The following is a 22,861-nucleotide window of genomic DNA, read 5'->3' on the forward strand; positions in this document are numbered from 1 at the left end:
CATTGCTTCCATGGAGAAAGAGATGGCCTACGATAGCGCGCACGCGCAGATCAGAATCGAACCTCGCAATCCGTTTTACTGGCGGATCATCTTCGACAATCCGCCCTTCAACATTTTCGGGCCGGACACAATGCCGCAACTCAACGCGGCCGTGACCGCGCTCGAAACCGACCCGCATGTCAAGGTGGTCGTCTTCGAAAGCGCGGTGCCCGGCTTCTTTCTCACGCACTACGATTTCGTGCCGCCGCTCGAAGCTACCACGAGCATGCCGCCAGGACCGACGGGCTTGCCGCCGTTGCCCGACATGCTGGTGCGTCTCGGCAGGACTTCGGTCATTTCGATTGCAAAGATACGCGGACGCGCAACCGGCGTCGGCAGTGAACTCGCACTCGCGAGCGACATGCGCTTTGCAAGCAGCGAAGGCACGCTGCTGTCGCAATGGGAGATCGGCGCGGCGCTGGTTCCCGGCGGCGGACCGATGACGCGGCTATCGCGTCTGATCGGCCGGGGCCGTGCGCTCGAAGTGCTCGTCAGCGGAAACGATATCGACGGCCCGCTGGCCGAACGCTATGGCTACGTGAACCGCTCCTTTCCCGATGCCGAACTCGACGACTTCGTCGATGCGCTTGCCACGCGCATCGCTTCCTTCGACAAGCAATCGCTCGCCGCGATCAAGCAGCAGGTCAACACACAAACCTTGCCGCCGGATTCGGCTGTCGCCCCCGAATGGGATGCCTTCATCGCGTCTGTCGGCCGTCCGGCGGCGCAGGAGAAGATTGCCCAACTGATGGAACTCGGCCTGCAGAAGAATCACGATGTCGAGGCGCGACTCGGCTATTACACGGGTACGCTCTGGCGCTAGCGTCCACATGAACTGATCCATCGGAGGTGCATCCCGCTCCTCGCGTGCTAGGCTACTTTTCGATTCGGCGAGCGATCCGTGCAGTCCGACGTTTCGCTTTCCTCGGATGAGAGCAGCGAGACAAGGAGCATCTTGATGGATCTCACCGGCTTTTCGCTCGAGCCGCTGCACGACGACGGCGAGCTATCGCTGTGCCGCGCGCGGCGTCCGAGTTCGCCCGTCTCGGTGCTTGCGCTGATCGCCACGCAGCCCGCATCGCAGAGCATCATGCGCCTCGAACACGAGTACAGCCTCGCCACGCTGCTCGATCCGGAATGGGCGGCGCAACCGCTCGCGCTCGATCTGGGGCGCGTGCCGCCGGTACTGATCCTCGACGACAGCGGCGGCGATCCGCTGATCGGCATGCTCGGACGTCCGCTCGAACTCACGCGCTGTTTGCGTATCGCGGCGAATCTCGCGCAGGCTATCGGCGAGGCGCATGCGTGCGGCATCGTGCACAAGGACATCAAGCCTGCCAACGTGCTGGTCGGTGCCGAAGATCACGTGCGCCTCACTGGCTTCGGCATTGCGTCGCTGTTGCCGCATGAACATCAGCCGCCGGCGCCGCCGGAAATCATCGCGGGAACGCTGGCCTACATGGCGCCCGAACAGACAGGCCGCATGAACCGTTCGATCGACGCGCGCAGCGACCTCTATTCGTTCGGCGTGACGCTATACGAGATGCTTACCGGCGCGCCGCCATTCAGTGCCACGGATGCGATCGAATGGATTCATTGCCATATCGCGCGCAAGCCGGTTCCGCCCGGCCAGCGTGTGGAAGGCATTCCGGCGCCGGTCGGGCAGATCGTCGAGCGGCTGCTTGCCAAGACCGCGGAACAGCGTTATCAGACCGCATCAGGCGTGCGGACGGATCTGCTCACGTGCCTGTCCGAGTGGGAAGCGCGTCATGCAATCGCACCATTCGCGCTCGGCACGCGCGACGCGTCCGATCGCTTGCGAATACCCGAAAAGCTTTATGGACGCGATGCGCAGATCGGCGAACTCATCGCGGCATTCAATCGCGTCGTGACGCGGCGGGGCACCGAACGTGTGCTGATTTCGGGCTATGCGGGCATCGGCAAGTCCTCGGTAGTCAACGAGCTGCACAAGGTGCTGGTGCCGACACGCGGGCTGTTCGCGTCGGGAAAATTCGATCAGTACAAGCGCGACATTCCGTATGTGCCCCTTGCGCAGGCATTTCAATCGCTCGTACGCGATCTGCTCAACAAGACCGATGCCGAAGTCGAGCACTGGCGGCGTGCACTGACCGATGCGCTAGCGCCCAACGGCCAGTTGATCGTCAACCTGATTCCCGAACTCGCGCTGATCATCGGTGAGCAGCCGGCGGTGCCGGGGCTGCCGCCACAGGACGCGCACAATCGCTTTCGTATCGTGTTTCGCCGCTTCGTGAGCGTGTTCGCGCGGCCCGAGCATCCCCTCGCGCTCTTCATCGACGATCTGCAATGGCTCGATGCCGCCACGCTCGACCTGCTCGAACATCTCGCCACGCATGCGGAGGTGAAGCATCTGTTGCTGGTCGGTGCGTATCGCGATAACGAAGTCGACGCCGGCCACCGGCTCGCGCGCATGCTGAACGATATCGGCGATACAGGCGTGACGATGGAGCGTATCGATCTCACGCCGCTTACGCCTGCAAACGTGACGGAGTTCGTGGCCGACTCGCTGCGCTGTTCGATTGCGGCGGCAGGGCCGCTCGCGCAACTCGTGCATGAGAAGACAGGTGGCAATCCGTTCTTCGTGATCCAGTTCCTCACGGCGCTCGTCGATGAAACGCTGATCGCATTCGATCATCATGCTGGCAACTGGGCCTGGGACTTGCCGCGCATCCACGGCAAGGGCATGACCGATAACGTCGCCGAGCTGATGGCGACGAAGCTCAGCCGCCTGCCGGAAGCCACGCGTGATGCGCTCGGCCAACTCGCGATCCTCGGCAATGTCGCGAAGATCGCGGCGCTTGCATTGATCGATGGCCAGTCCGCCGCATCGATCGACAGGAAGCTGTGGGGCGCCATGAGCGCGGGCCTCGTGCGCCGGGTTGACGACGCCTACGTTTTCGCGCACGACCGCGTGCAGGAAGCGGCCTATGCGCTGATTCCCGCCGACGAGCGCGCGGCGGCTCACTTGCGCATTGGCCGGGCGCTGGTATCGGCGGCATCGCCGGACACGCTCGATGAGTTGCTCTTCGAGAGCGTCAGTCACCTCAACCGTGCCGCGTCGCTCATGACCGACGAAGCCGAGCGCCGGCGTACAGTTGCGCTGAATTATGCGGCGGGACAGCGCGCGATGAATTCGGCTGCGTTCTCATCCGCGCGGACCTATCTCGCACACGGTGCCGCGCTGCTCGCACATGATGCGTGGACGTGCCATTACGAGCGCACTTTCGAGCTGTATCTGGCGCTCTCCGAATGCGAGTATCTGGCGGGCGATTTCACGCGGGCAGACGCGTTGTTCGACATGCTGCTCGAACGTGCGCGCTCCACGCTCGACCGTGCGAAGGTCTTCGGTTTGCGCATGGAGCTGTACCAGGTCGCGGGACGCTTCGACGAAAGCTTCGAAGTGGCGCGCCTCGCGTTGCGCGATTTCGACGTGCTGCTGCCGCTCGACGATGCCGCCGTGAATGCCGAAGTCGAAGCCGAGTTGCGCGACGCGACTCTCAATCTCGCGGGCCGCGCCATCGGCACGCTTGTCGATGCGCCGGTGGCGTCCGATCCGGCCATCTGGGCCATCGTCGACTTGTTGGTGGAATCGATGCCATGCGCGTTCGTCGCACGGCCCGCGTTTTATCCGCTCATCACGCTGAAGGCGGTGAATCTCTCGCTGCGCGCGGGCAATACCGACAAGTCGAGCTTCGCCTACGGCAACTACTCGCTGATGCTGGTGTCGAGCCTCGGCGATATCGCTTCGGCCGTGCAGTACTCCGAGATGTCGCTCAAGCTCAATGAGAAGTTCGGCAACCGGCGCTTTCAGGGCAAGCTGCTGCATCTGCATGGCAATCACATCAACTTCTGGCGGCGCCATATCATGACCGATCTGCCGATCCTCGAACGGGCGAGTGCCGCGTGCCTGGACGTGGGAGATCTGGCCTTCGCGGGATATCTCGCCTTCACGACGGTCTGGCAGACGATAGAAAAAGGCACGCCGCTCGCCGACGTGTTGAGCCTGTCGGAGCGCCACGCTTCGTTTGCGCGGCAGAGCCGCAACGACGCGGTCTATGAAACGATCCGCCTCGAGCAGCATTTCGTCGCGACGCTGCAAGGACTCGCGGGCGGCGTGCCGCAATTCAATGCCGAGGCATCTTTCGCGGTGGTGGCGCGGGCCAATTTCGGCTGCGGGATCGCGTTCCATCACATCATGCGCCTGATGCTCGCGTACCTCGACGCGCGCTATGGCGATGCACTCGAGGCCGCCCACCAGGCGCGCTCGATACTCGATGCGGCCATGGCGCTACCCATCGAGGCCACCTTCCACTTCTTTCATGCGCTGACGCTCGCCGCGCTTCACGCGTCGGCAAATGCCGGGCAGCAACGCGAGTGGCGCGATGCGATTCATGCGACTTGTGAGAAATTCGCTTTGTGGACGAAACATTGTCCCGAGAACTTCCGTCATCGGCACGCATTGGTTTCAGCGGAACTGGCACGCGTGGAGGGCCGCGACCCGGAAGCCATGCACTTCTACGAGGAGGCGGTGCGATCGGCGCGCGAGCACGGGTTCATCCAGAACCAGGCGCTCGCGCATGAGCTTGCCGCGCGCTTTCATGCGGAGCGCGGCCTGGAAACGATCGCGGACAGCTATCTTCTCAATGCGCGCTCATGCTACGACCGCTGGGGCGCAAGGGGCAAGGTGAGCCAGATGGTACGCAGCCATGCGCAATTGCGTCACGTGACGTCCAAGTTCGACAATACGATCGCGACGTCCAATGAACAGCTCGATCTCGCGACTGTCGTCAACGTGTCGCGCGCCATCTTCAGTGGCGTCGATCTGAAGGAGTTGATCGACACGTTGATGAGGCTGTCGCTCGAACATGCCGGCGCGAATCGCGGCGTGCTGATCCTCAAACGGCGCAAGGAACTGCGCGTGGAAGCCGAAGCGACGACCCGCGCGGAAGTCGTCGAAGTGCGTCTGACGAAGCAGCGCGCGGAAGATGCCGATCTGCCCGAATCGGTGCTGCGCTACGTGATGCGCACCGGCGACAGCCTGTTGCTCGATGACGCATCATCGGTGAATCCGTACTCGTCGGACGAGTACATCCGCCGCAACGATTGCCGCTCGATCCTCTGTCTGCCGCTCGTGAAGCAGACCAGGTTGATTGGCGTGCTCTACCTCGAAAACAGTCTGGCCTCGAACGTGTTCACGCCTGCTCGCACGGCGGTGCTTCGCCTGCTGGCGTCGCAGGCGGCCATGTCGCTCGAAACCGCGCGCCTCTATGCGGATCTTCAACATGCGGAAGCTTTGCTCGCGGACGCGCAGCAGTTGAGCAGCACCGGCAGCTTCGACTGGCACGTGGCGCGCGGCGAGCTGTTCTGGTCGAAGGAAAGCTTTTGCATCTTCGACTACGATCCCGCGACCGTGCCGACGCTCGATCTGATGCTGGCGCGCGTGCACCCCGACGACGTCACGTTCGTGCGCCTCATGCTCGATCGCGCAACGCACGACCGGCAGCCTTTCGATGTCGAGCACCGTCTGATGATGCCGGACGGTTCCGTCAGGCACCTGCAACTGGTGGGGCACGTGATCGCGGACATGGATGCGGGCATGCGCGTGCTCGGCGCGCTCAAGGACATCACCACGCGCAAGCAGGCGCATGCGGCGCTCGTGCGCAGCGAGCATCGCTATCGCAGTCTGTTCTTCGACATGCCCGTCGGGCTGTGGCAGATCGATGCGCAACCGCTCATCACGTTGTTGTCGGAACTGCGCGCGCAAGGCGTGGAAGATCTCTCCGACTACATCGACAATCATCCTGGATGGCTCGATCGGGCGATGGACCTGCTCGTCGTCGAGGAAGTCAACCATCATGCCGCGCAGATGTTCGGCGCGCGCGACAGGAGCGTGCTGCTCGGTCCGCTGTCGTGGGTCTGGCGCGACAGCCCCGGCACCTTCCGGCGGGCGCTGGAGAGCCGCTATAGCGGCGCGGCGCTGTTTCAGGAAACCACCAGGCTCCCGACGCTCGACGGCCGCATGATCGACGTGTTGCTGACGGTGGCACGGCCGGGCGCGACAGAGGAACTGGGCATTGCGTTGATCAGTCTCGTCGACCTGACTGAACGCATTCGCGCGCAAGAAATGTTGCAGCGCCTTCAGGCGGATTTCGCCCATGCGGCGCGCATCTCCATGCTCGGTGAACTGAGCGCGTCGATCGCGCACGAACTGAAGCAGCCGCTCGCGGCGATCACGATGAACAGTGCGCTCGGCACGCGCTGGCTCGATCGTCCGGTGCCGGATGTCGCCGAAGCGCGGCTCATCGGACAGCGCATTGCCATCGATGCGCAACGTGCGGTCGATATCGTCGATCGCATCCGTGCAATGGCGGTGCGGCGCGATGCAAAGCGCGTCGCGGCGCCGCTCGATGCGCTCATCGACGAAGCGCTCGTGTTTCTGCAGCACGAAGTGCATGCGCACGGCGTGAACATCGTGCGAAGAAGTGCGGCGGGTGCGCCGGTGGTGACGGCGGACCGCGTGCAGTTGCAGCAGGTCATCGTGAATCTGCTCGTCAACGCGATGCAGGCGATGGAGTCGAAGGCGCACCCGCGCGGCGAGATCACGATACGAACGACGATGCCCGACGCGTCTTCGGTCATGTGTTCTGTGGAGGACGGCGGGCCAGGCATCGACCCGCAGGACATGAATCGCGTATTTCAGAGCTTCTTCACGACGAAGGACAACGGCATGGGCATGGGACTCGCGATCTGCCGCTCGATCATCGAGGCGCACGGCGGGCAGATCGCGGCGGATAACGCGTCGCCCCATGGCGGTGCACGCTTCTTCTTCACGTTGCCGCTGGCAGAGGCTTCGTAAGCGGCGCGCGCCGCCTGAAAGATATACCGATGTATGGGCGAGCATACCTGCGGATGATTGAAGCGTTGCGCACGAACTCCTCTAATGAAGACTGCCGCGCAAGGTTAACGACGATTGTCGTGGCTTCACATCATCAGGAGAGAGGCATGCAGATCCGACCATTGATTCTTGCCATCACAGCCGCGGCGGCACTCGTCGCCACTTCGCTCGGTGTCGTTCCGCACGCATCGGCGGCCGATTCATCGTCAGCCGGCACCGATGCCGTCAGCAAGAAAGAGGAACGGGCGAACAACCGTGCGCTGAGTCATTCGGTGCGTCAGTCGCTCACGCACGTCAAAGGGCTCGATTCATCGCATATCAACGTGCTCGCGCGTGGAGGCAGCATCACGCTGGAAGGCACCGTGCCCGATCCGTCGCAGATCGACTCCGCAGCGGGGGCCACGAGGAAGGTGTCGGGCGTGAGCAGCGTGGATAACCGGCTCACGGTCGGAGAAGCGGGCAACTGAGCGGCAACGAAACCGTCCGCATACGGCTTTGCGGGAGATGCGATGAACCACCGTCCGCTGCACGCCTCTCGGGCAAGATCGAAGCCGGCGAGCGTCGAGTCACCATCGGATCGTGGACGCGGTTCGTAGTGCGACGGCCGCGCAGCCGCTGTGGCGACATCGATTGCGTCCGGCGTTGATTGCAGTTGCAGCGAGCCCCACGCTTCAAGCAGGAGTGTGTATGTCAAACGATATGCTTTACGGGACCGCGTCGCGCCGGCGCTTCATCGGTATGGCCGCTGCGGCCGTGGCCGCGGGTTCATTGAGCCGCTTCGCTTTCGCCGATACATTCGTCACCGATATCGCACAGCCCAAGGGCGGCGACAAGACCGCGATTCGCGCCTTGCGTGTGCACGTGCCGGAAGCGCAGCTCGCCGACCTGAAACGGCGTGTCAAGGCGACGAAGTGGCCCGAGCGCGAAACCGTCGCCGATGCATCGCAGGGCGTGCAGCTCGTCACGATGCAAAGCCTCGCGCGTTACTGGACGACGAACTACGACTGGCGCAAGGTCGAGGCGAGACTCAACGCGTTGCCTCAGTTCGTCACCGAGATCGACGGCCTCGACATCCACTTCATCCATGTGCGCTCGAAACAGCCGAACGCGCTGCCGATGATCGTCACGCATGGATGGCCAGGCTCGATCATCGAGCAAATGAAGATCATCGATCCGCTGACCAATCCGATCGCACATGGTGGCACTGCCGCCGATGCCTTCGACGTCGTGATCCCGTCGCTGCCCGGCTACGGATTTTCGGGCAAGCCAACCGCGGCCGGCTGGGACCCGGGCCGCACAGCACGCGCGTGGGTGGTGCTGATGCAGCGTCTCGGCTATACGCGCTACGTGGCGCAGGGCGGCGACTGGGGCAATGCCGTCACCGAGCAGATGGCGCTGCTGACGCCGCCGGGATTGCTCGGCATACACACCAACATGCCGGCGACGGTGCCTGATGACATCGACAAGGCGCTCAAGTATGGCCAGCCCGCACCGGCAGGTCTTTCACCCGATGAACAGCACGCGTTCGAGCAACTCGACTACTTCTACAAGCACGGTCTCGGCTATGCGCTCGAGATGGCGAATCGTCCGCAGACGCTTTACGGCATCGAGGATTCGCCCGTCGGCGCCGCTGCGTGGATGCTCGATCACGACGCCGCGAGCCAGGCGTTGATTGCACGTGTCTTCGCGGGAGAGTCCGAGGGGCTGACGCGCGACGACATTCTCGACAACGTCACGCTTTACTGGTTGACGAACACGGGCGTTTCGTCGGCGAGGCTCTATTGGGAGAACAAACTCAATTTCTTCGCACCTAAACACGTGACGCTCCCGGTCGCGGTCAGTGTCTTTCCCGATGAAATCTACGCTGCGCCGCAAAGCTGGACCGAGAAGGCTTATCCGAAGCTGATCCATTACAACCGCCTGCCCAAAGGCGGCCACTTCGCCGCGTGGGAACAGCCGCAAGCTTTCACGCAGGAAGTTCGCGCGAGCTTTCAGTCGCTTCGATAACAGGATGGACGCGAAACCTGACGATGCAATCGTGCGCGCACGCGCCGGTCTTCGTCGCTTGCCACGAGATGCCGAGGAGGTATCGCCATGATTGAGTCTCCGGATTTTCGGACCCGCACCATCGCGCTTGATCATGGCGGCGGCCGCATGCCCGTGCTCGGGTTCGGCACGCTGATACCCGACCGCGCGACGACCATCAGCGCGACCCGCGACGCGCTGAAAATCGGCTTTCGCCATTTCGATTGTGCCGAGCGCTACCAGAACGAGCGCGAAGTCGGAGAAGCGTTGCGAAGCGGGCTTGCGGAAGGGGTCTCGCGCAATGATGTCTTCGTGACCACCAAGCTGTGGAACACCAATCATCGGCCGGAGCGCGTCAAACGTGCTTTCGATGCGAGCCTCGAAAGACTCGGAATCGACTATCTCGATCTATACCTCATACACACGCCCTTCGCGTTTCAACCGGGCGAAGAGCAGGACCCCCGCGATGAAAAGGGCAATGTGATCTACGATGATGGCGTCACCTTGCTCGATACGTGGAGAGCGATGGAAGATCTCGTCGGCGATGGCCAATGTCGCGCAATCGGGCTGTCGGACATCGGCCTGGACGAATTGCGGCCGCTGTACGAAGCGGCACGCATCAAGCCGGCGGCGGTGCAGATCGAAGCGCATCCCTATCTGCCGGAAACGGAGTTGCTGGACTTCTGCAAGGAGAAGGGCATCGTATTTCTGGCCTTTGCACCGCTAGGTCATGGCATCAGGCCGGGGCCGCTCGAAGATCCTGTCGTCGCGGCCATTGCCGGGCGAACCGGCAGGACGCCCGCGCAAGTGCTTCTTGCGTGGGCCGTGCAGCGCGACGGGGCGCTGCTGACCACGCCCAAGACGGCGGCCCGTGCGCGCGAGAATTTCGAGATCAGCGCGCTTCCCGTCGACGCTTTCGACACCATCAATCACATTCAGACGAGGCAGCGATATAACGAGGTGGTGAAGACCGGCAGCCCGGGATTCATTCCGCCACGCAGATGATGTTGCATCCCGAACCGCATGGGGAGGCAATCGATGCCAAGGGAAGCAATCGGTCAGGCGCTGGATGCTCACTGGCACGCGTCGGCAACGGGCGAGCTCGACGCGGAACACGCGATCGATGAAACGCGCGACAATTAGCGGGCTTTTGGGTTCGAACAAGGCGCTGCGGAAAATGGTCGGGCGCTGGAAGCTTCATGGAAGCGGCATATGTTAAAGCGCGCGCCAATACGAGCCAGGCGAGCAATCGCGATATCGGTATGGCAGCGGAGTTCATATGCTCTTCCCGCGCGCGAGCAAGCGCGTGAGGAAGCACGCGACGGCGCCATATCGCGCGCACGCCTTTAGACCTGTCCAAAAGTCCGTTCCCTTGCGCGAGTCGCGCCGTTAGAGTGCGAGCCTCGCCACCGCGCTCTTGCTTTGCGACGGCGCATCGATGCAACGAACGAAGGAATGGAAAAATAGACCCTTGGGGCGCGGTGCTTCCCGCGCTGCTGATGGCGTTACTCGCGGCCGCATCGACTGCCGCGCATGCAGATCGTCTCGATGACATCAAGAAGGCCGCACGCTGCTTTTCGATTGGCACGGAATCAAACGCCCATTCATGTGCACCGAGCTCCTTGAGGAAACGGACCCTTCGCGAGGGTCTCGGTGAGGGTCGAAGGACTGTGACGGGCAGGGGTATTTTTAGCCATTCGAGAACGCTCAGGCCGGAGGTTCCCTCTTGGGTAGCGAGGACGCATCGGCACGTATCAGCTGCGTTTCCGTGACAGTCACGTCGATCATGGCGAGCACGTCGCGCTCGATGTCCGAGCAAATGAAACGGCCCAGATGTCGCAGGGTCCGCTCGGCGGGCATCAGGATCCGCTGCTCATATATAGCCAGTAATGGGCATGCTGGAACAGCACGTCGAGCGTAATAGATGCGGTGGCATCTCGTCGCATCCATGCTTCGAGTTCCGGCCAATGGCCCGTCTCGATTGACCCCTCAGTCCGAGATATTCGCAAGCCCAGATCTGATGCTCGTACTGCGTCCTGTAGCGTTGGTAGAGCGTACGAAGCGAGGCAATTGTCGGGGTGGGTAGGTCGAGGCGCTCACCGACGTACCGCAGCAACTGGCGCGGCAAGGTGCCAACATGGTCAAGGGTATGACCGCTCGCCCGCAGAAAGACCAACTGAATCGCGGCACCCGCGCGTCGGTCGCGTCGAAAGCGCGCGTTGATCGCGGCGACATCATTTTCGGTGAGCGCGAAGGGACGGGTTCATCATGGAAATCGACGTTCTCGGCATCGATCTCGCGAAGCAGATCTTCCACCTCCACGGCGCTGATCGTCGCGGCCGTGTCGTGCATCGATCGAAGGTCTCGCGGAGCTCCTTCTTCGAATCCGTGCGGACATTGAATCCCAAAGTGGTCGTCATGGAAGCATGCAGCACCGCCCACCACTGGGCGAGGTGTTTCCAGTCGATCGGTATCGAAGTCCGGCTGATCAGTCCGCAATATGTCGCACCGTTCCTCAAGACGAACAAGAACGACCGCAACGATGCGGAGGCGATTGTCGACGCCGCCAGCCGACCCACGATGCGCTTCGTCACGATCAAATCGGTTGAGCAACAGGACATCCTGGCGGCACACCGCATGCGCCCCATTCTGCTACGTCACCGTACCGCGCTGATAACCAGATACGTGGCCTGCTCGGCGAGCGCGGGCTGGCCATTTCGCGCTCACCGGAAGCCTTCAAGCGCGCGATGCCGGAATTGCTGCGCACGAGCGCAGATGAACTGACCTCGTTTTGCCAGACGCTCCTCACCGAACTGCTGCAGCACCTGCGCGCCATAGAGGAGCGTGTTCATCTCATTGAGGCATCTATCCAGTCGTTCATGAAGACGTCGGCGCTCTGCAGGAAGATCGCCGAGATTCCTGGTATCGGTCCGATTACCGCCACGGCTGTTGTTGCAGCGGTCGGCGACGCTAGGCAGTTTCGCAACGGCCGGCATCTGTCCGCCTGGCTGGGTCTCGTGCCTCGACAGTATTCGTCTGGCGGCAAACCCCACCTGCACGGCATCAGCCGACGCGGCGACACATACTTGCGGACCTTACTCATTCATGGCGCTCGAGCTATTTTGCGCTATGCATCGACAAAAAGTGATCCGCAAAGTATCTGGCTTCAAGAGTTGATGGGGCGACGCGGACATAACTGCGCGGCGGTCGCATTGGCCAACCGGAATGGGCGGATCATTCAGGCACTGCTCAGCAGCGATGGGACCTATATGCCGCGAAGCGCCGCAGCCTAACGGCCTAAAACCGCTTGCAAGGAGGCGACACCCACCCAGGTTTGCGAAGCTTCTCAAAGCGATGACGAAATAGGTTGAACCAGCATCCTGAAGCCTGTTTTTCGTGCCGGCTGCCAATTTTGGCGAGCCGCGATTTTGCTAAGGACGGGGTGCGCGGATCTCATCGAGGCTGCGGGCGTGCTTCGGCAACTGCCCATCTGGCAAGCCGGATACATGCATGCAGACCGTTTCGACATCACGAACAAGAAGCTTGCAAAAAGCGTCGGGTCCATACATGCACGAAAAGGACGATTACCCCTTTATGCGTGTCGCTGCGGGTCAGGCGCCTGTCGAGGGACAATGCTCGCGATGTCCTGAGACCGCCGATGAAATGATGCGCACGCGCCACGGACTATCGCGTCTCAACTACCACCTCAACTATCGCCCAGACTCGACCGCGACGGCTCCGATAGTGCACCCTGCTGATGAAACGTAACTGTCATGCCCTCACCGAAATGGACATTCGCTTCACGCTTCCGACGCAATTCGTTCGGGTGGCGATCGTTGCTACCGATCCAACGCCTGAAGGAGGCGGTCTCTGAGATTCGTTTGGTCGCGCGTACGGATCGCGCGATCGCTGCCGAAGGGGCCGTTCTCCTCCTCGAAAAGTTATCACCTGCACTGGAGCAGGTCGATAGTTCCTCGGGCGCACTGGGCAGTGCAGTCAATCGCGCGATCGACACGCTTGTGGCGGTGATCGTAGCGGCCGACGTGACGCTTGCTGTACGCCGCCGCTGGCTGGACAGGCTATTCGAGGCCTTGCAAGAAGACCAGATGCCCTACATCGAGCATCTGAGCGAACACTCGGGCACGTTGTGCGTCACGCCCGAGTTGGCGTCGGAATGGGCGGATCGGCTGTTGCCGCTTGTCACGCACGTGCTTCAGGCCGAAGGCTTCAACTACTTCGTCGGTACGGTGCCGTGCTTGAGTGCGCTTTTCACTGCCGGCCGCTTCGAGGAGCTTGTTGAGCTCGCCCAGCGTGATCGGCTGAAGTCCTGGTGGTATCGACGCTGGGCCGTTGACGCGCTGGTTTCGCTCGGACGTCCGGGCGATGCGCTTCGTCTGGCTGAAGCGAGTCGAGGGCTGAACGCGCCCGAGCACGCGATCGCGCGAGCGTGCGAGCGTGCGAGACGATTCTTCTCGGGTGCGGGATGAGAAACGAAGCCTACGAGCGCTACGCCATTTCCGCGAATCGTGCAGGCACGTACCTCGCAACGTTCCGGGGCATTGCCAAAAAATATCCTGAAAGACCGCAAGAAACGATCTTGTCCGACCTGATTCGGAGTGAGCCCGGCTCGGAAGGCAAGTGGTTCGCCGCTGCAAAAGACGCCGGCCTCTTCGATCAGGCGGTCGCGCTGTCCAGGCAGAGTCCCACCAATCCGAAAACGCTCATTCGCGCGGCGCGAGATTACGAGGCGAGCAGGCGCAGTTTGCGATGGAGTGTGCCCTGTCCGCGCTGCATTGATGGAAGCCGGCTACGGCTACGAAATCCCGGTAATTGACGTCGTCAATGCCTAGATGCCCTCGTTGCCGCGGCGCTCGCCGGTCGCGTGCCGATGGCCGCGGTGGACGACTGTGTGCGAAGCCTGATTAGCAATGCGAATTCGCTGGTGGGGCGAGCGTTGCACACACGCATGGAAGCCGCCCGGCGCTAGAAAAGAAGAAAAGAGAAGGGTATCGGCTGATGCAGCCCTTGGGCGTCGCGCACTTCTGTGCGTGAATCCGGCACGGTCCGATCGTTCGCAGCCAGGGCCCCAAGGCCGGCCGGTTGCGCGCCCGCATGCTTCCTTGACATCCCGAGAATCTCAATACGCTGGTCTCAACCGATCAGGAGATGCACAGCGTATGAAGACAACCGCAGTCGACCGAAAACATCACGTCCGCGGTACGTCGCCCGGCTTGCTCAAGCGGACCTCCCTGGAAGCTGATCGCGAACTCGCTCATATACGGAAACTGGTGACGGCAGTGCGTGCAACATCAGCTCCGTTGCCGATAAGCGTTCGGTACTGGAGGGCACGTCTGCATGAGCTACGCGTCGCCTACGCGTTGCTGCCCGCCCAACTTGCCCGGCTGTCTGTGCTTGAGCTTGACGTCGAGGAGATCGCACAGAAACAGGTGGAGGTAGGGCCGAGCGATGAACGCCGCGTGGCGTAGCGGCGTCCTCGAAGATGCTTCAGTGCTCGATTGCTGCCTCTCGACAACGGGCGGCGCCTTGGCGAGTCCGTCCGTGAGACCCGCACTCATAGAGCTTTCCGGACGTCGCTGTCATAGCAGAACGGCTTGTTGCAATAGCTCCAAGGCTTTCAACTCGTCCAAGCGACCGGTGCGCGCCTTGCCGGCGAGCGTCTTCAAGAGTGCCTCGGCGATCGGTGGGATCCCGTCAAGACCGTCTAGGTTGGTTCCCAAAGCGGCGGAGGGCGGCGTTGCTGTAGATTCCGACGTTGACAACGGGGGCAGCGACTCCCCGGGCGCAGAGATGGGGGCGGGGGCGTGGCTTTCGATGCGCTCCAGGGGGCTGCCGGCGCGGGTTGCAACGGCACCGCTGACCTTCTCGTGCTGAGGACTCCCAATGCTGTTGCCGTGGCCCGCCGCATCAGCTGGCAATGGCTCGGTGTACGGGTTACTAGAAGTGCTAGGCAGCGCTCCATCCATCTCGCTGGTCGGAGCGGCTGCGACCTGTGTATCCTCATACGCCGCCGCAGCGGTTGGCGCCGGTGCTTGGCCAGGCGCGCGCACGCGTGATGCGGGCGCGAGCAACTGCGCGACTGACTCGGGAATGTCGGCTTCAATGCGGGGCGTGTCGAGCCACCCTGCAGGCAAGCCAAGCCCCGCGGTGAAACGCTCGGCTTCAGCATCATCCATGCGCTTCTTACCGTGTAGTCGGTGCGCCATATTCGAACCGCTAAGACCCAACACCGCGCCGAGCTTGACCTTCGAACCGTTACGTGCGGTGAGAACGTGAAGATTGGCCTGCCTGATGCGCTCTACGGTCGCACCGCCGTTTGGCAAGGCCTGCTTGCGCCCGGCCGCTTGATGCGACCCGTGCGGTTTGGACGTATCTCCTGCTCTTGCAGCTTGACCGCTTGTCTGCGCAGAAGCCTTTTGGGCACGGGTCTTGGGCGCGCCCGACGCTTCCTTCGAACTCTTAGACGGCATGGTCGTATCCTTGGACAAGCTGCTCGCAAGCAGCGATGGCTTCTGCGCACTTGGAAGAAGGGGTGCTGCGTCGATGTCACCTTCATCGACAATCTCTTCCCTATGGACGAACTCGAGCGGCGCCTTCAGGCGCGCAATCGTCTCCGGCGAGAGGGCCGGATGATGTTGGTCGAAAAAGCCGGACGGTAGCCCGAGCGTCGTTTCCATGTGGAAGGCGGTTTCGGGCGTAAATCGCTCTCCGCGCATTAGTTCGGCGATTCGGGTCATGCTGGAGTCAAGTCCCAACGCAATATTCTCCGCGCCGACCGCATCGACGAGTAATTTCAACGAGCGAGTCTTAATAATCGACGCCGGCGTGATTCCACCATCACTCGCCTTTATAGGAGGTTGGCCTCGCGGTGGGCGCTTCGGATTCGTCAGGTGATGAGGTTGGCGCCGACTGTTTGGCTTGCCCCGATATCCCGCATTCGGTCCGCGGGTTTGACTCATAGGAGAACTCCGGTGCAATGCGTGAAATTTCCGCGTTCCATTATATCGGCCGTCGTTCGATCTGAGCGACTATCGCCACGCACGCGTCGTGTGTGGTGCTGGAGGGCGCGTTCGCGCGGCGGGTACCGATCGCGATTAGTGGCGCGCCGCAGTGGAACTGAGCGGCGAGGCGCGCCCGCTAGCGGCGAACCGTTTGAGCCTGTCTCGTGCAGCAACGTGAACATATCTTGGCGCACTCGATAGTTGTCGGTCCGCCTGTTGCAACACCGCTTCGAACAACGGCAGGTCCGCCGCCTCGAACGCCCATCGCCGCTCGACTTCGGCGCGCTGCAAACAGCGCTCCAGAGCCGCTTCAGCGCGTGCATAAATATTTACATCCGCGTCCCCATACCCCGCATCTTGCACAAAGAACGTGACGTAGACGAGTTGAATAAGCTCGTTAAAAAGATACGCCGATCCAGCACCGGCCCGACAGGCGGCAAACGTCAAGTGATTCGACAAGGCGACAGTCTGCGCTGCTGAAGACGGGAGGGGCAGCAGCATCTCTTTGCTGAGCGGTTTGCGCCACAGCGACCGAGCAGATTGCGAGGAAGGGCGGCGAGATGACATCGGCAAAGAAGGACTTAAAGGTGTCTGCTAGATGCGTGCGGCAAAATGATAACTGGCTAAGAGGCGCGCTATTGTGTCGCATGCCTCGTTCACGCGCGGGATGGGCCAACCATATGTGAGTCGGCGAACTTGGAGGCATCTCAATAATGCGTCGCTTTCCTTGACAGTCGACGGATCAACACAGCGTTGCGTGCAATGACGCATCGCAGCTTTTTTGACGCGGCGAAATCGCTTAGCCTGTACGCTCTTCCTGGACCTTCTTGAGCGCAACGACGATGCAGCAACTCGACATATTTGCCGACAGCCGGGACGTAGCAATGCGCAATGATGTGGTCGAGCAGTTGCAGCTTCGCGACGCCGCCGCAGCGAGAGCGGCGCTGACAGTGCTCGCGGCCGACTACGCGCGCGACAGTGCTCTGCCTGCAATGACGGTGCTTGTCCACGAACTCGAGAACGCATCAACGCTCGCCGTGACGGACCACACTGAGTTGGCTGTGATCTGCCGTCACTTCGAGCATGAGGTGTCGCACGCTGCTCAACAAGTACTGCCCGGGCAGTACGCTCAATCGTGGATGGCAACATGCTGGCGTGAACTTGCGCAGCGTGCCGCAGCGTTGCCGTACAGTGGCGTCGACCCTGACAGTCACGCGGCACCGCTGTGGCTTCGAGCAAGCGACTGGGCCGCGGCTAGCGAAGCGGTCGAAACGATTGTATCCTGGTGGCGCATTCCGTCGCCGCTTGCCTGGATGACCGAGGCGCGCTATCGTGCCGCCGGAATCGACGCCGCGTGGCCGCTATTTGCGGAATTGGCGTGGTTGGCGCCGGCCAAGGTCGCCGCGCTCTTCGACACCCTGAGGGACGCTTCACTCGACGCGCTGCGTCGACGCTTTGATGCAGAGTTCCCAGGCACTGGCGAGATTGAAGATTACGCGTGGTTCCCCGCGTGGCTGTTGATCAGCAAACCAGCAGTTGCAGGCAGGCTCGGCCAGGCGCGCGTGCAGCGCGACCTGCCGGCATCGCGTGCGACTGCCCTGCTGGGAGAGATTCTGCGTCGGGAACGTGAAGGCGAACAGCGCGGACTAATTGCCCTTCGTCAGGACATCCGCCGTCTGCATGCGGGCCTGTTTGACCTATACATGGCAACGCGGAACGTGCAGCACCGATGAGCTGCCTATGCTACCGAGCCTCGGACCACCGCGTCCCGATCGAAAACCGAATCACTGACTCGGAAATCTCGCTCCGGACTTTCGGCTGCGCGTGGAAGGCGAAGCGGACTCTGGCGGTTGGACTTTCGGCATAGGCATTGGCTCACGGACCGTTCAGGACGCCGCGCGCCTCGCGAAGGTGTCCGCGGGTTCGGTATCGCGCGTGCTCAACGAGCTCAACGGACGCGACGAGGTCGCACCGGAAATCCGCGAGACCGTGACCGGTTGAGCACCGACCTAGGGTTATCCCGAATACAACAAGAATTTGTTGTTCAAACGCTCATTAATCTTAAGCGGGTACTTACCTAGACTTGAGTCACTGAAACGCAAGCAGGGCTGTTTGCGAAAAACAAGACTCGGAGGTAAGCATCATGAAACTCGCAACTATCGTCGTCGCCGCTGCACTCGCTATTCCGGCGGTTTCTTCTTGCGCTCAAAGCCAGCCGCTGAGCCGCGCGCAAGTAAAGGCAGAACTGGTCCAGCTCGAACGCGCTGGATATAACCCGAGCACGGATCGCGTGACGTATCCGGCCGAGATCCAAGCTGCCGAAGCGAAGGTCGCGGCGCAGAACGGGCAAACGAGCTACGGCGGCGTGGCTGACACTGCGTCGGCTTCGGGCGGCCCGGCTCACACCGGCAATAGCATCGCGCCTGTCTATTTCGGTCACTAATCGATCGACAGAGCCACGAGGCTCCGACTTAAAAACAAGAGAACTGGCCGCTGTGGTGGCACCGCAGACGGCCAGTTTGCTTAATTGCACCTCCGCCACCGGCGTAGCCGATGGCTTGCCCAGCACTTAACTCGTTGTGGGCTCTTTTCGTGGGTGTGTCTAGGGGAAAAGGATAGCGGCGATGTCTCTGGCGCTATGCAGGACGTGAATGACGTCGATGCGCTCGGGTTGACCCGTGACGCGGTAGAAAATCTGGTAGCTGCCGTGAACCCGATGCCGCACGCCGCGATCTTCGTATCGAGGCACGAGCGGGTAGGCGAGGGGCATGTCTGCAAGGCTCATGCACTTGTCACGCATCTCAAGAACGAAGCTCAAGGCGCGGCGCGGATTGTCGCGGGCGATGTAGTCGCCGATGGCCTCAAGCTCGGCCTCGGCGGCCGGTAAAATGCGAACGATCATGCCTTGCCGTTCATCATCGCCTGATATTTAACTTCAAGCCGGTCGAACACTTCTTGGCCGGGTTGTCCTCGGCCAGCCTCTGAATCGGCGATGCCTCGCTCGATCACGGCATCCAACGCGGCAAGCTGCGTCTCGCGATCCTGAATCAATCGCACGCCTTCGCGCAGCACTTCACTCTTCGAGCCGTACCGTCCGGTTTCGACCAGCTTCGTAATGTATCCCTCGAGCTGTTGTCCAAGGTCTGCACTGATCATGGTTCTGCCCTCCAGGAAGTCACCCCCACAGTATAACCCTTAATAACTATTATCAAGCGGGGTCAGCACCGTCTGCTGCAAAGGACTGGTGGCAGACAACGGCGCAGGAGGCCGGTGTCGATTGTTTTTGAAAAGCAGACCGCTCAGGAGAAGTTGGACGATACGGTTGTAGAAGTGCACCGGCTCCGCGATCGCCCGCGAACCTGCACCTTGCAAGGCTTAACGGAAAGCGTTCGCGCACTCCGTGCGCGATGTTGGCATTGATAAGGCAAGCAGCCGGATCGGCAAAGACGGTGACATCTGCTGTCGGCGTTTGTCTCCAAAGACCAGATCCGCGATGACGGGCGGCCTTGAAGCGCGGCGCGGCAACCATCACAAGGCACATTGCTTGCCGCTTGTGCGGCGATTCCCGGCCCGTCAACGAAGTCGGGGCAAAGAGGAGGGCCGCGCTGCTCGCTAATCGGCCATTATAGGTAGTCTGTGTCCCGCCCTTGATCGATAGATACTGTCGGACAGGCAGCTTGCTGCCTGTCCGACAGTGGCGGGGCATGCATCTGTAAGCTACGAATAAGTCGGCCAATCGCCTGGACGATTACCGCAATATCTTCGAGCCCGCAGATGCGCTTGCGCTCGATAACGAATTCTCAGGGTTCGCCGTCGCACCGGCTCACTATAATGACTTCGCTGAGCTCAAGCCTGCATGCCCCTGTCACCAATCTACCACTTGTGGAGGCGCAGATGGCAACGCAATCGACTCGGCACTTCGTTGCCTCCGTCGGCATCGACTGGGGAGACACGAAGCATGACTTCTGCCTGCAGATATGCGGCGAAGATAACGTGGAATTCGGTTGCATTCCGCATCGGGTGGAGTGCATCGACGACTGGGCAAGAGCGTTGCATCAACGCTTCGGCGGCCCGATCGCCGTCGCGCTCGAATTGGCTAAAGGCCCGATCGTCGCCGCGTTGCAGAAGTATGATTTCTTCACTTTGTTTCCGATCAATCCGACGACGCTAGCGAAGTATCGGCAGGCGTTCAAGCCGAGTCGCGCAAAGGACGATCCTTCCGATGCAGAACTCGCCCTGGACCTGCTGCGGCGTCATCCCGAGCGGTTCACACCGCTAACACCGCAGAGCGCCAGCATGCGATCGTTAGCGAGTCTAATCGAGCAGCGCCGTTTGTTGGTCAGCGATAAGGTCCGCTTTACCAATCGCTTGCGCAGTGCGCTGAAGCAATATTTTCCCCAGACGCTCGACTGGTTCGAGCAAATCGACACGATGCTGTTCTGTGACTTCTTGTCTCAATGGCCAACGTTATTGACGGTCAAGCGTGCGCACAGCAAAACGCTTGAAGCGTTCTTCCATTCGCACAACTGCCGTCGGGCCCTGTTGATTGAGCAACGTATCAAGTCGATTCGCAGTGCGGCGGCACTTACCAATGACACCGGCATCATCACGCCCTATAGGCTGCACTCGCTAGCATTGGTCGCACAGTTGCGAACCACACTCGCAGCCATCGACATGTTCGATAAAGAGATCGCAGCGCTTGCTCCGACACTACCGGACTTCGCATTGTTTGAGTCGCTTCCAGGCGCGGGGCCGCATCTGACGCCGCGCCTGCTCGTTGCGTTCGGGGAGCAACGCGAACGCTTTCACAGCGCGCATGAGTTGCAGCAGTATGCGGGCATCGCACCCGTCACCGAGCGCAGTGGCAAGAAAAGCTGGGTGCATTGGCGCTGGCAATGTCCGAGATTCCTGCGCCAGACGTTTGTCGAATGGGCCGACCAGACAGTCAACAAATCGTTTTGGGCCGGCGCTTATTATCGCCAGCAGCGCGCCAAGGGAGCTTCGCACCAGGCTGCGGTGAGGGCACTGGCATTCAAATGGATACGCGTCCTTTATCGATGCTGGCAAACTGGCCGAGTCTATGATGAGAGTGTCTATCTGAACGCGTTGAGGAAGCGTGGCTCCCCGCTGCTCCTGCACGCGGCGTCTAATGAAACCCTCGGGTGTCTAGCTCAAATCACTTGACGGACCGGCTCAGGGCATGTTGCGGACATCACGGCAGGTTCTGTTCAACGTCAGCAGTCAGGCGGATTGCTGACCTTAGCGGCGTCACGCGGCAGGACGGCAACCGCCTGCACCAGCGAGCTCACACATACGACCTATTCGAGACGTTCGCTCAGAGCAACCTTTACGACGCTTCTCAGCCTCATAAGCCGAGTTCGGAAAGCCTTACGCATTTCCTCCACAATGCAATACGACCACTTCGCGCCGTAGTCTATCGACCCAGCCGCGTAGCGTTCCGCACTGACGACTTCATCCATTGTTGGAACACGCAGGCCGAGCTTCTGCGCTTGGTGCGTTGCTTCGCGAAAGCCGGCATCGCATTCTGCAGCCTGCCACTGGTCGATGCTGCGTGCTTTGCGTTTGGTCGCTTCAGCCTGGAACGCGTGGTAGATGCTACGAGCAGGTTCGTGGCGGGGTTCAAAAATGTCTTGCATGATGTCGTGTCTTATAAGTGCGGTCCAAGGGTATTTGCGAGTACGTCCCATCGCAGCCAGCCTGCGTGCCCAATAATGTGCGCTGCCGCAGGCCTCCATGCCGATTAGGCAGGGCGATAGACGGGCGAAGAACGGCGCCATTTGTGTTCGGCTGAGACGCTTACGGCATACGGTATGCCCACGGGCGTCCACGGCGTGCACCTGAAAGACGTGCTTGGCGAGATCCACACCAACAGCGGTAATTTCCATTTTGGGTGCCTCCACTCTTCAGTCGAACGTCAGACCTCAACTTTGGCACACCAATGCCGTTCGGGTGGGTGGTGCCCATCCCATCTGCAATGGATCATCCATGCAGAACGGGGTGTGTCCTGAATGAATGAAAGTCGAGATCTTTTCCGACCAAGGGAAATACTTTGGTGTTCACTTCGCCTGTGTTCCTCACCTCATACGTGCCACCGGGAAGCCGGCGTGTCAGCGGCATTTGATTTCCTCCGAGCACGACCACACCGTTCGCCGCCTTGCCGACGAAGAATGCGACGTGGCCTTTGTCAGACTCCCGTTTGTGTTTGAACACGACAATGTCTCCTGCAACCGGCGTGTCGGTCTCCGTTCCCCAGTTGCGGAAGGAAGAGGATGCGGCACTCGCCGTTGCGCGGTTGCTTTTGTTCGCTTGAGAAACGCACCAGTTTACGAACGCGGCGCACCAGGCGGTCTGATCTCCCGCGGGTGTGCGGTAGGTTGTGGCATCGAAAAAGCCCACGATCACCGGGTTGGCCCTAATCGGCCATTCCTGCGCGTACAGGCTGGAGTCGGCACCGAATTGATCGTCGAAGGCACCTGTGCGAAGCTGCTCGAAGTATTGTGCCACCTCGAGCGGTGACACGCCGCTCACGCAGCCTGCGACAATCGCCTTTCCCTTCTCGACCTCTTCCATGTATGCAGGCTTTGTCCCCTGAAACCGAGGCATAGAATCCAATATTTCTTGAACGGTAGGGACGCGCTTGCCTTCGGGAAATTCCGTGGGTTGCGTCGAACCGATTTGCTCTGGAACCGCGCCCGACTCCCTCGTCAGCACGGCGTGCGCTAAGACGCCCGCTGCCATTCCCTTCAACCAATTTCGGCGCTGCATGTCACCTCCTTTGTTGTTTCGTGACGCACCCGATTTCACACTGCGCCTTACCTCTTGC

At 61.2% G+C, this 22,861-nt stretch carries 17 protein-coding genes and 2 pseudogenes; 12 read left to right on the forward strand and 7 right to left on the reverse strand.

The window, feature by feature from the left end; genetic code table 11:
* Positions 1-22 precede the first annotated feature (22 nt).
* The 5 genes from NCT32_RS29545 (at position 23) to NCT32_RS29565 (ending at position 10,003) form a co-directional block, all read left to right on the forward strand.
* Positions 23-862, forward strand: coding sequence for an enoyl-CoA hydratase/isomerase family protein (locus tag NCT32_RS29545; RefSeq protein WP_250490877.1), 840 nt, complete (start codon positions 23-25; stop codon positions 860-862).
* A gap of 135 nt (positions 863-997) precedes the next feature.
* Positions 998-6,934: an AAA family ATPase gene (locus NCT32_RS29550; protein WP_250490878.1), complete on the forward strand. Its 5,937-nt coding sequence runs from the start codon at positions 998-1,000 to the stop codon at positions 6,932-6,934.
* 146 nt (positions 6,935-7,080) lie between these two features.
* Positions 7,081-7,440 carry a BON domain-containing protein gene (locus tag NCT32_RS29555; RefSeq protein ID WP_250490879.1) on the forward strand — a complete coding sequence of 120 codons (360 nt, stop codon included), beginning with the start codon at positions 7,081-7,083 and terminating at the stop codon, positions 7,438-7,440.
* A 220-nt stretch (positions 7,441-7,660) separates the two neighbouring features.
* Positions 7,661-8,980, forward strand: coding sequence for an epoxide hydrolase family protein (locus NCT32_RS29560; RefSeq protein WP_250490880.1), 1,320 nt, complete (start codon positions 7,661-7,663; stop codon positions 8,978-8,980).
* Between the two features lie 87 nt (positions 8,981-9,067).
* Positions 9,068-10,003 (forward strand): aldo/keto reductase, encoded by a 936-nt coding sequence (locus NCT32_RS29565; RefSeq protein ID WP_250490881.1) that lies wholly within the window; start codon positions 9,068-9,070, stop codon positions 10,001-10,003.
* A gap of 868 nt (positions 10,004-10,871) precedes the next feature.
* Here the strand turns inward: NCT32_RS29565 and NCT32_RS37700 are convergent.
* Positions 10,872-11,222: a DUF4158 domain-containing protein gene (locus NCT32_RS37700; protein WP_250490960.1), complete on the reverse strand. Its 351-nt coding sequence runs from the start codon at positions 11,220-11,222 to the stop codon at positions 10,872-10,874.
* A 44-nt stretch (positions 11,223-11,266) separates the two neighbouring features.
* On the opposite strand from NCT32_RS37700, the pseudogene NCT32_RS29575 reads away from it, so the two are divergent.
* The 3 genes and pseudogenes from NCT32_RS29575 (at position 11,267) to NCT32_RS29585 (ending at position 13,832) form a co-directional block, all read left to right on the forward strand.
* Positions 11,267-12,291: pseudogene (locus tag NCT32_RS29575) on the forward strand (IS110 family transposase).
* Positions 12,292-12,771: 480 nt separating this feature from the next.
* A complete protein-coding gene (locus NCT32_RS29580; protein ID WP_250490882.1) occupies positions 12,772-13,485 on the forward strand; it encodes a hypothetical protein in 714 nt (237 codons plus the stop codon).
* The gene (locus NCT32_RS29585; RefSeq protein WP_250490883.1) at positions 13,482-13,832 is read left to right on the forward strand and encodes a hypothetical protein; all 351 of its coding nucleotides are present in this window, start codon (positions 13,482-13,484) and stop codon (positions 13,830-13,832) included. Before NCT32_RS29580 ends, NCT32_RS29585 begins: the two co-directional genes overlap by 4 nt.
* A 763-nt stretch (positions 13,833-14,595) precedes the next feature.
* Here the strand turns inward: NCT32_RS29585 and NCT32_RS29590 are convergent.
* Together NCT32_RS29590 and NCT32_RS29595 are read right to left on the reverse strand one after the other, a co-directional pair.
* The gene (locus tag NCT32_RS29590; protein ID WP_250490884.1) at positions 14,596-15,975 is read right to left on the reverse strand and encodes a hypothetical protein; all 1,380 of its coding nucleotides are present in this window, start codon (positions 15,973-15,975) and stop codon (positions 14,596-14,598) included.
* A 135-nt stretch (positions 15,976-16,110) separates the two neighbouring features.
* Entirely contained in the window at positions 16,111-16,518 is a 408-nt protein-coding gene (locus NCT32_RS29595) for a hypothetical protein (RefSeq protein WP_250487472.1), read from the reverse strand.
* 341 nt (positions 16,519-16,859) lie between these two features.
* Here NCT32_RS29595 and NCT32_RS29600 point away from each other — a divergent pair, with 341 nt between their 5' ends.
* The 3 genes from NCT32_RS29600 (at position 16,860) to NCT32_RS29610 (ending at position 18,460) form a co-directional block, all read left to right on the forward strand.
* Positions 16,860-17,750: a hypothetical protein gene (locus NCT32_RS29600; RefSeq protein ID WP_250490885.1), complete on the forward strand. Its 891-nt coding sequence runs from the start codon at positions 16,860-16,862 to the stop codon at positions 17,748-17,750.
* Between the two features lie 91 nt (positions 17,751-17,841).
* Positions 17,842-18,018 carry a LacI family DNA-binding transcriptional regulator gene (locus tag NCT32_RS29605; RefSeq protein ID WP_250490886.1) on the forward strand — a complete coding sequence of 59 codons (177 nt, stop codon included), beginning with the start codon at positions 17,842-17,844 and terminating at the stop codon, positions 18,016-18,018.
* 142 nt (positions 18,019-18,160) lie between these two features.
* Positions 18,161-18,460, forward strand: coding sequence for a DUF4148 domain-containing protein (locus NCT32_RS29610; protein WP_250490887.1), 300 nt, complete (start codon positions 18,161-18,163; stop codon positions 18,458-18,460).
* Positions 18,461-18,619: 159 nt separating this feature from the next.
* Here NCT32_RS29610 and NCT32_RS29615 read toward each other — a convergent pair whose 3' ends face one another.
* Positions 18,620-18,919 (reverse strand): type II toxin-antitoxin system RelE/ParE family toxin, encoded by a 300-nt coding sequence (locus tag NCT32_RS29615; protein ID WP_086974055.1) that lies wholly within the window; start codon positions 18,917-18,919, stop codon positions 18,620-18,622.
* Positions 18,916-19,173, reverse strand: coding sequence for a type II toxin-antitoxin system ParD family antitoxin (locus tag NCT32_RS29620; RefSeq protein WP_086974054.1), 258 nt, complete (start codon positions 19,171-19,173; stop codon positions 18,916-18,918). Before NCT32_RS29620 ends, NCT32_RS29615 begins: the two co-directional genes overlap by 4 nt.
* 738 nt (positions 19,174-19,911) lie before the next feature.
* On the opposite strand from NCT32_RS29620, the gene NCT32_RS29625 reads away from it, so the two are divergent.
* Positions 19,912-21,201, forward strand: coding sequence for an IS110 family transposase (locus NCT32_RS29625; protein WP_250490888.1), 1,290 nt, complete (start codon positions 19,912-19,914; stop codon positions 21,199-21,201).
* Positions 21,202-21,719: 518 nt separating this feature from the next.
* Here the strand turns inward: NCT32_RS29625 and NCT32_RS29630 are convergent.
* Positions 21,720-21,923, reverse strand: a pseudogene (locus NCT32_RS29630) (IS110 family transposase); the annotation flags it as partial.
* A gap of 94 nt (positions 21,924-22,017) precedes the next feature.
* Entirely contained in the window at positions 22,018-22,803 is a 786-nt protein-coding gene (locus tag NCT32_RS29635; RefSeq protein ID WP_250490889.1) for a TIGR02594 family protein, read from the reverse strand.
* Positions 22,804-22,861: the final 58 nt, after the last annotated feature.

The organism is Caballeronia sp. INML2, from assembly GCF_023631365.1.
GTDB classification, from domain to species: Bacteria; Pseudomonadota; Gammaproteobacteria; order Burkholderiales; family Burkholderiaceae; genus Caballeronia; species Caballeronia turbans.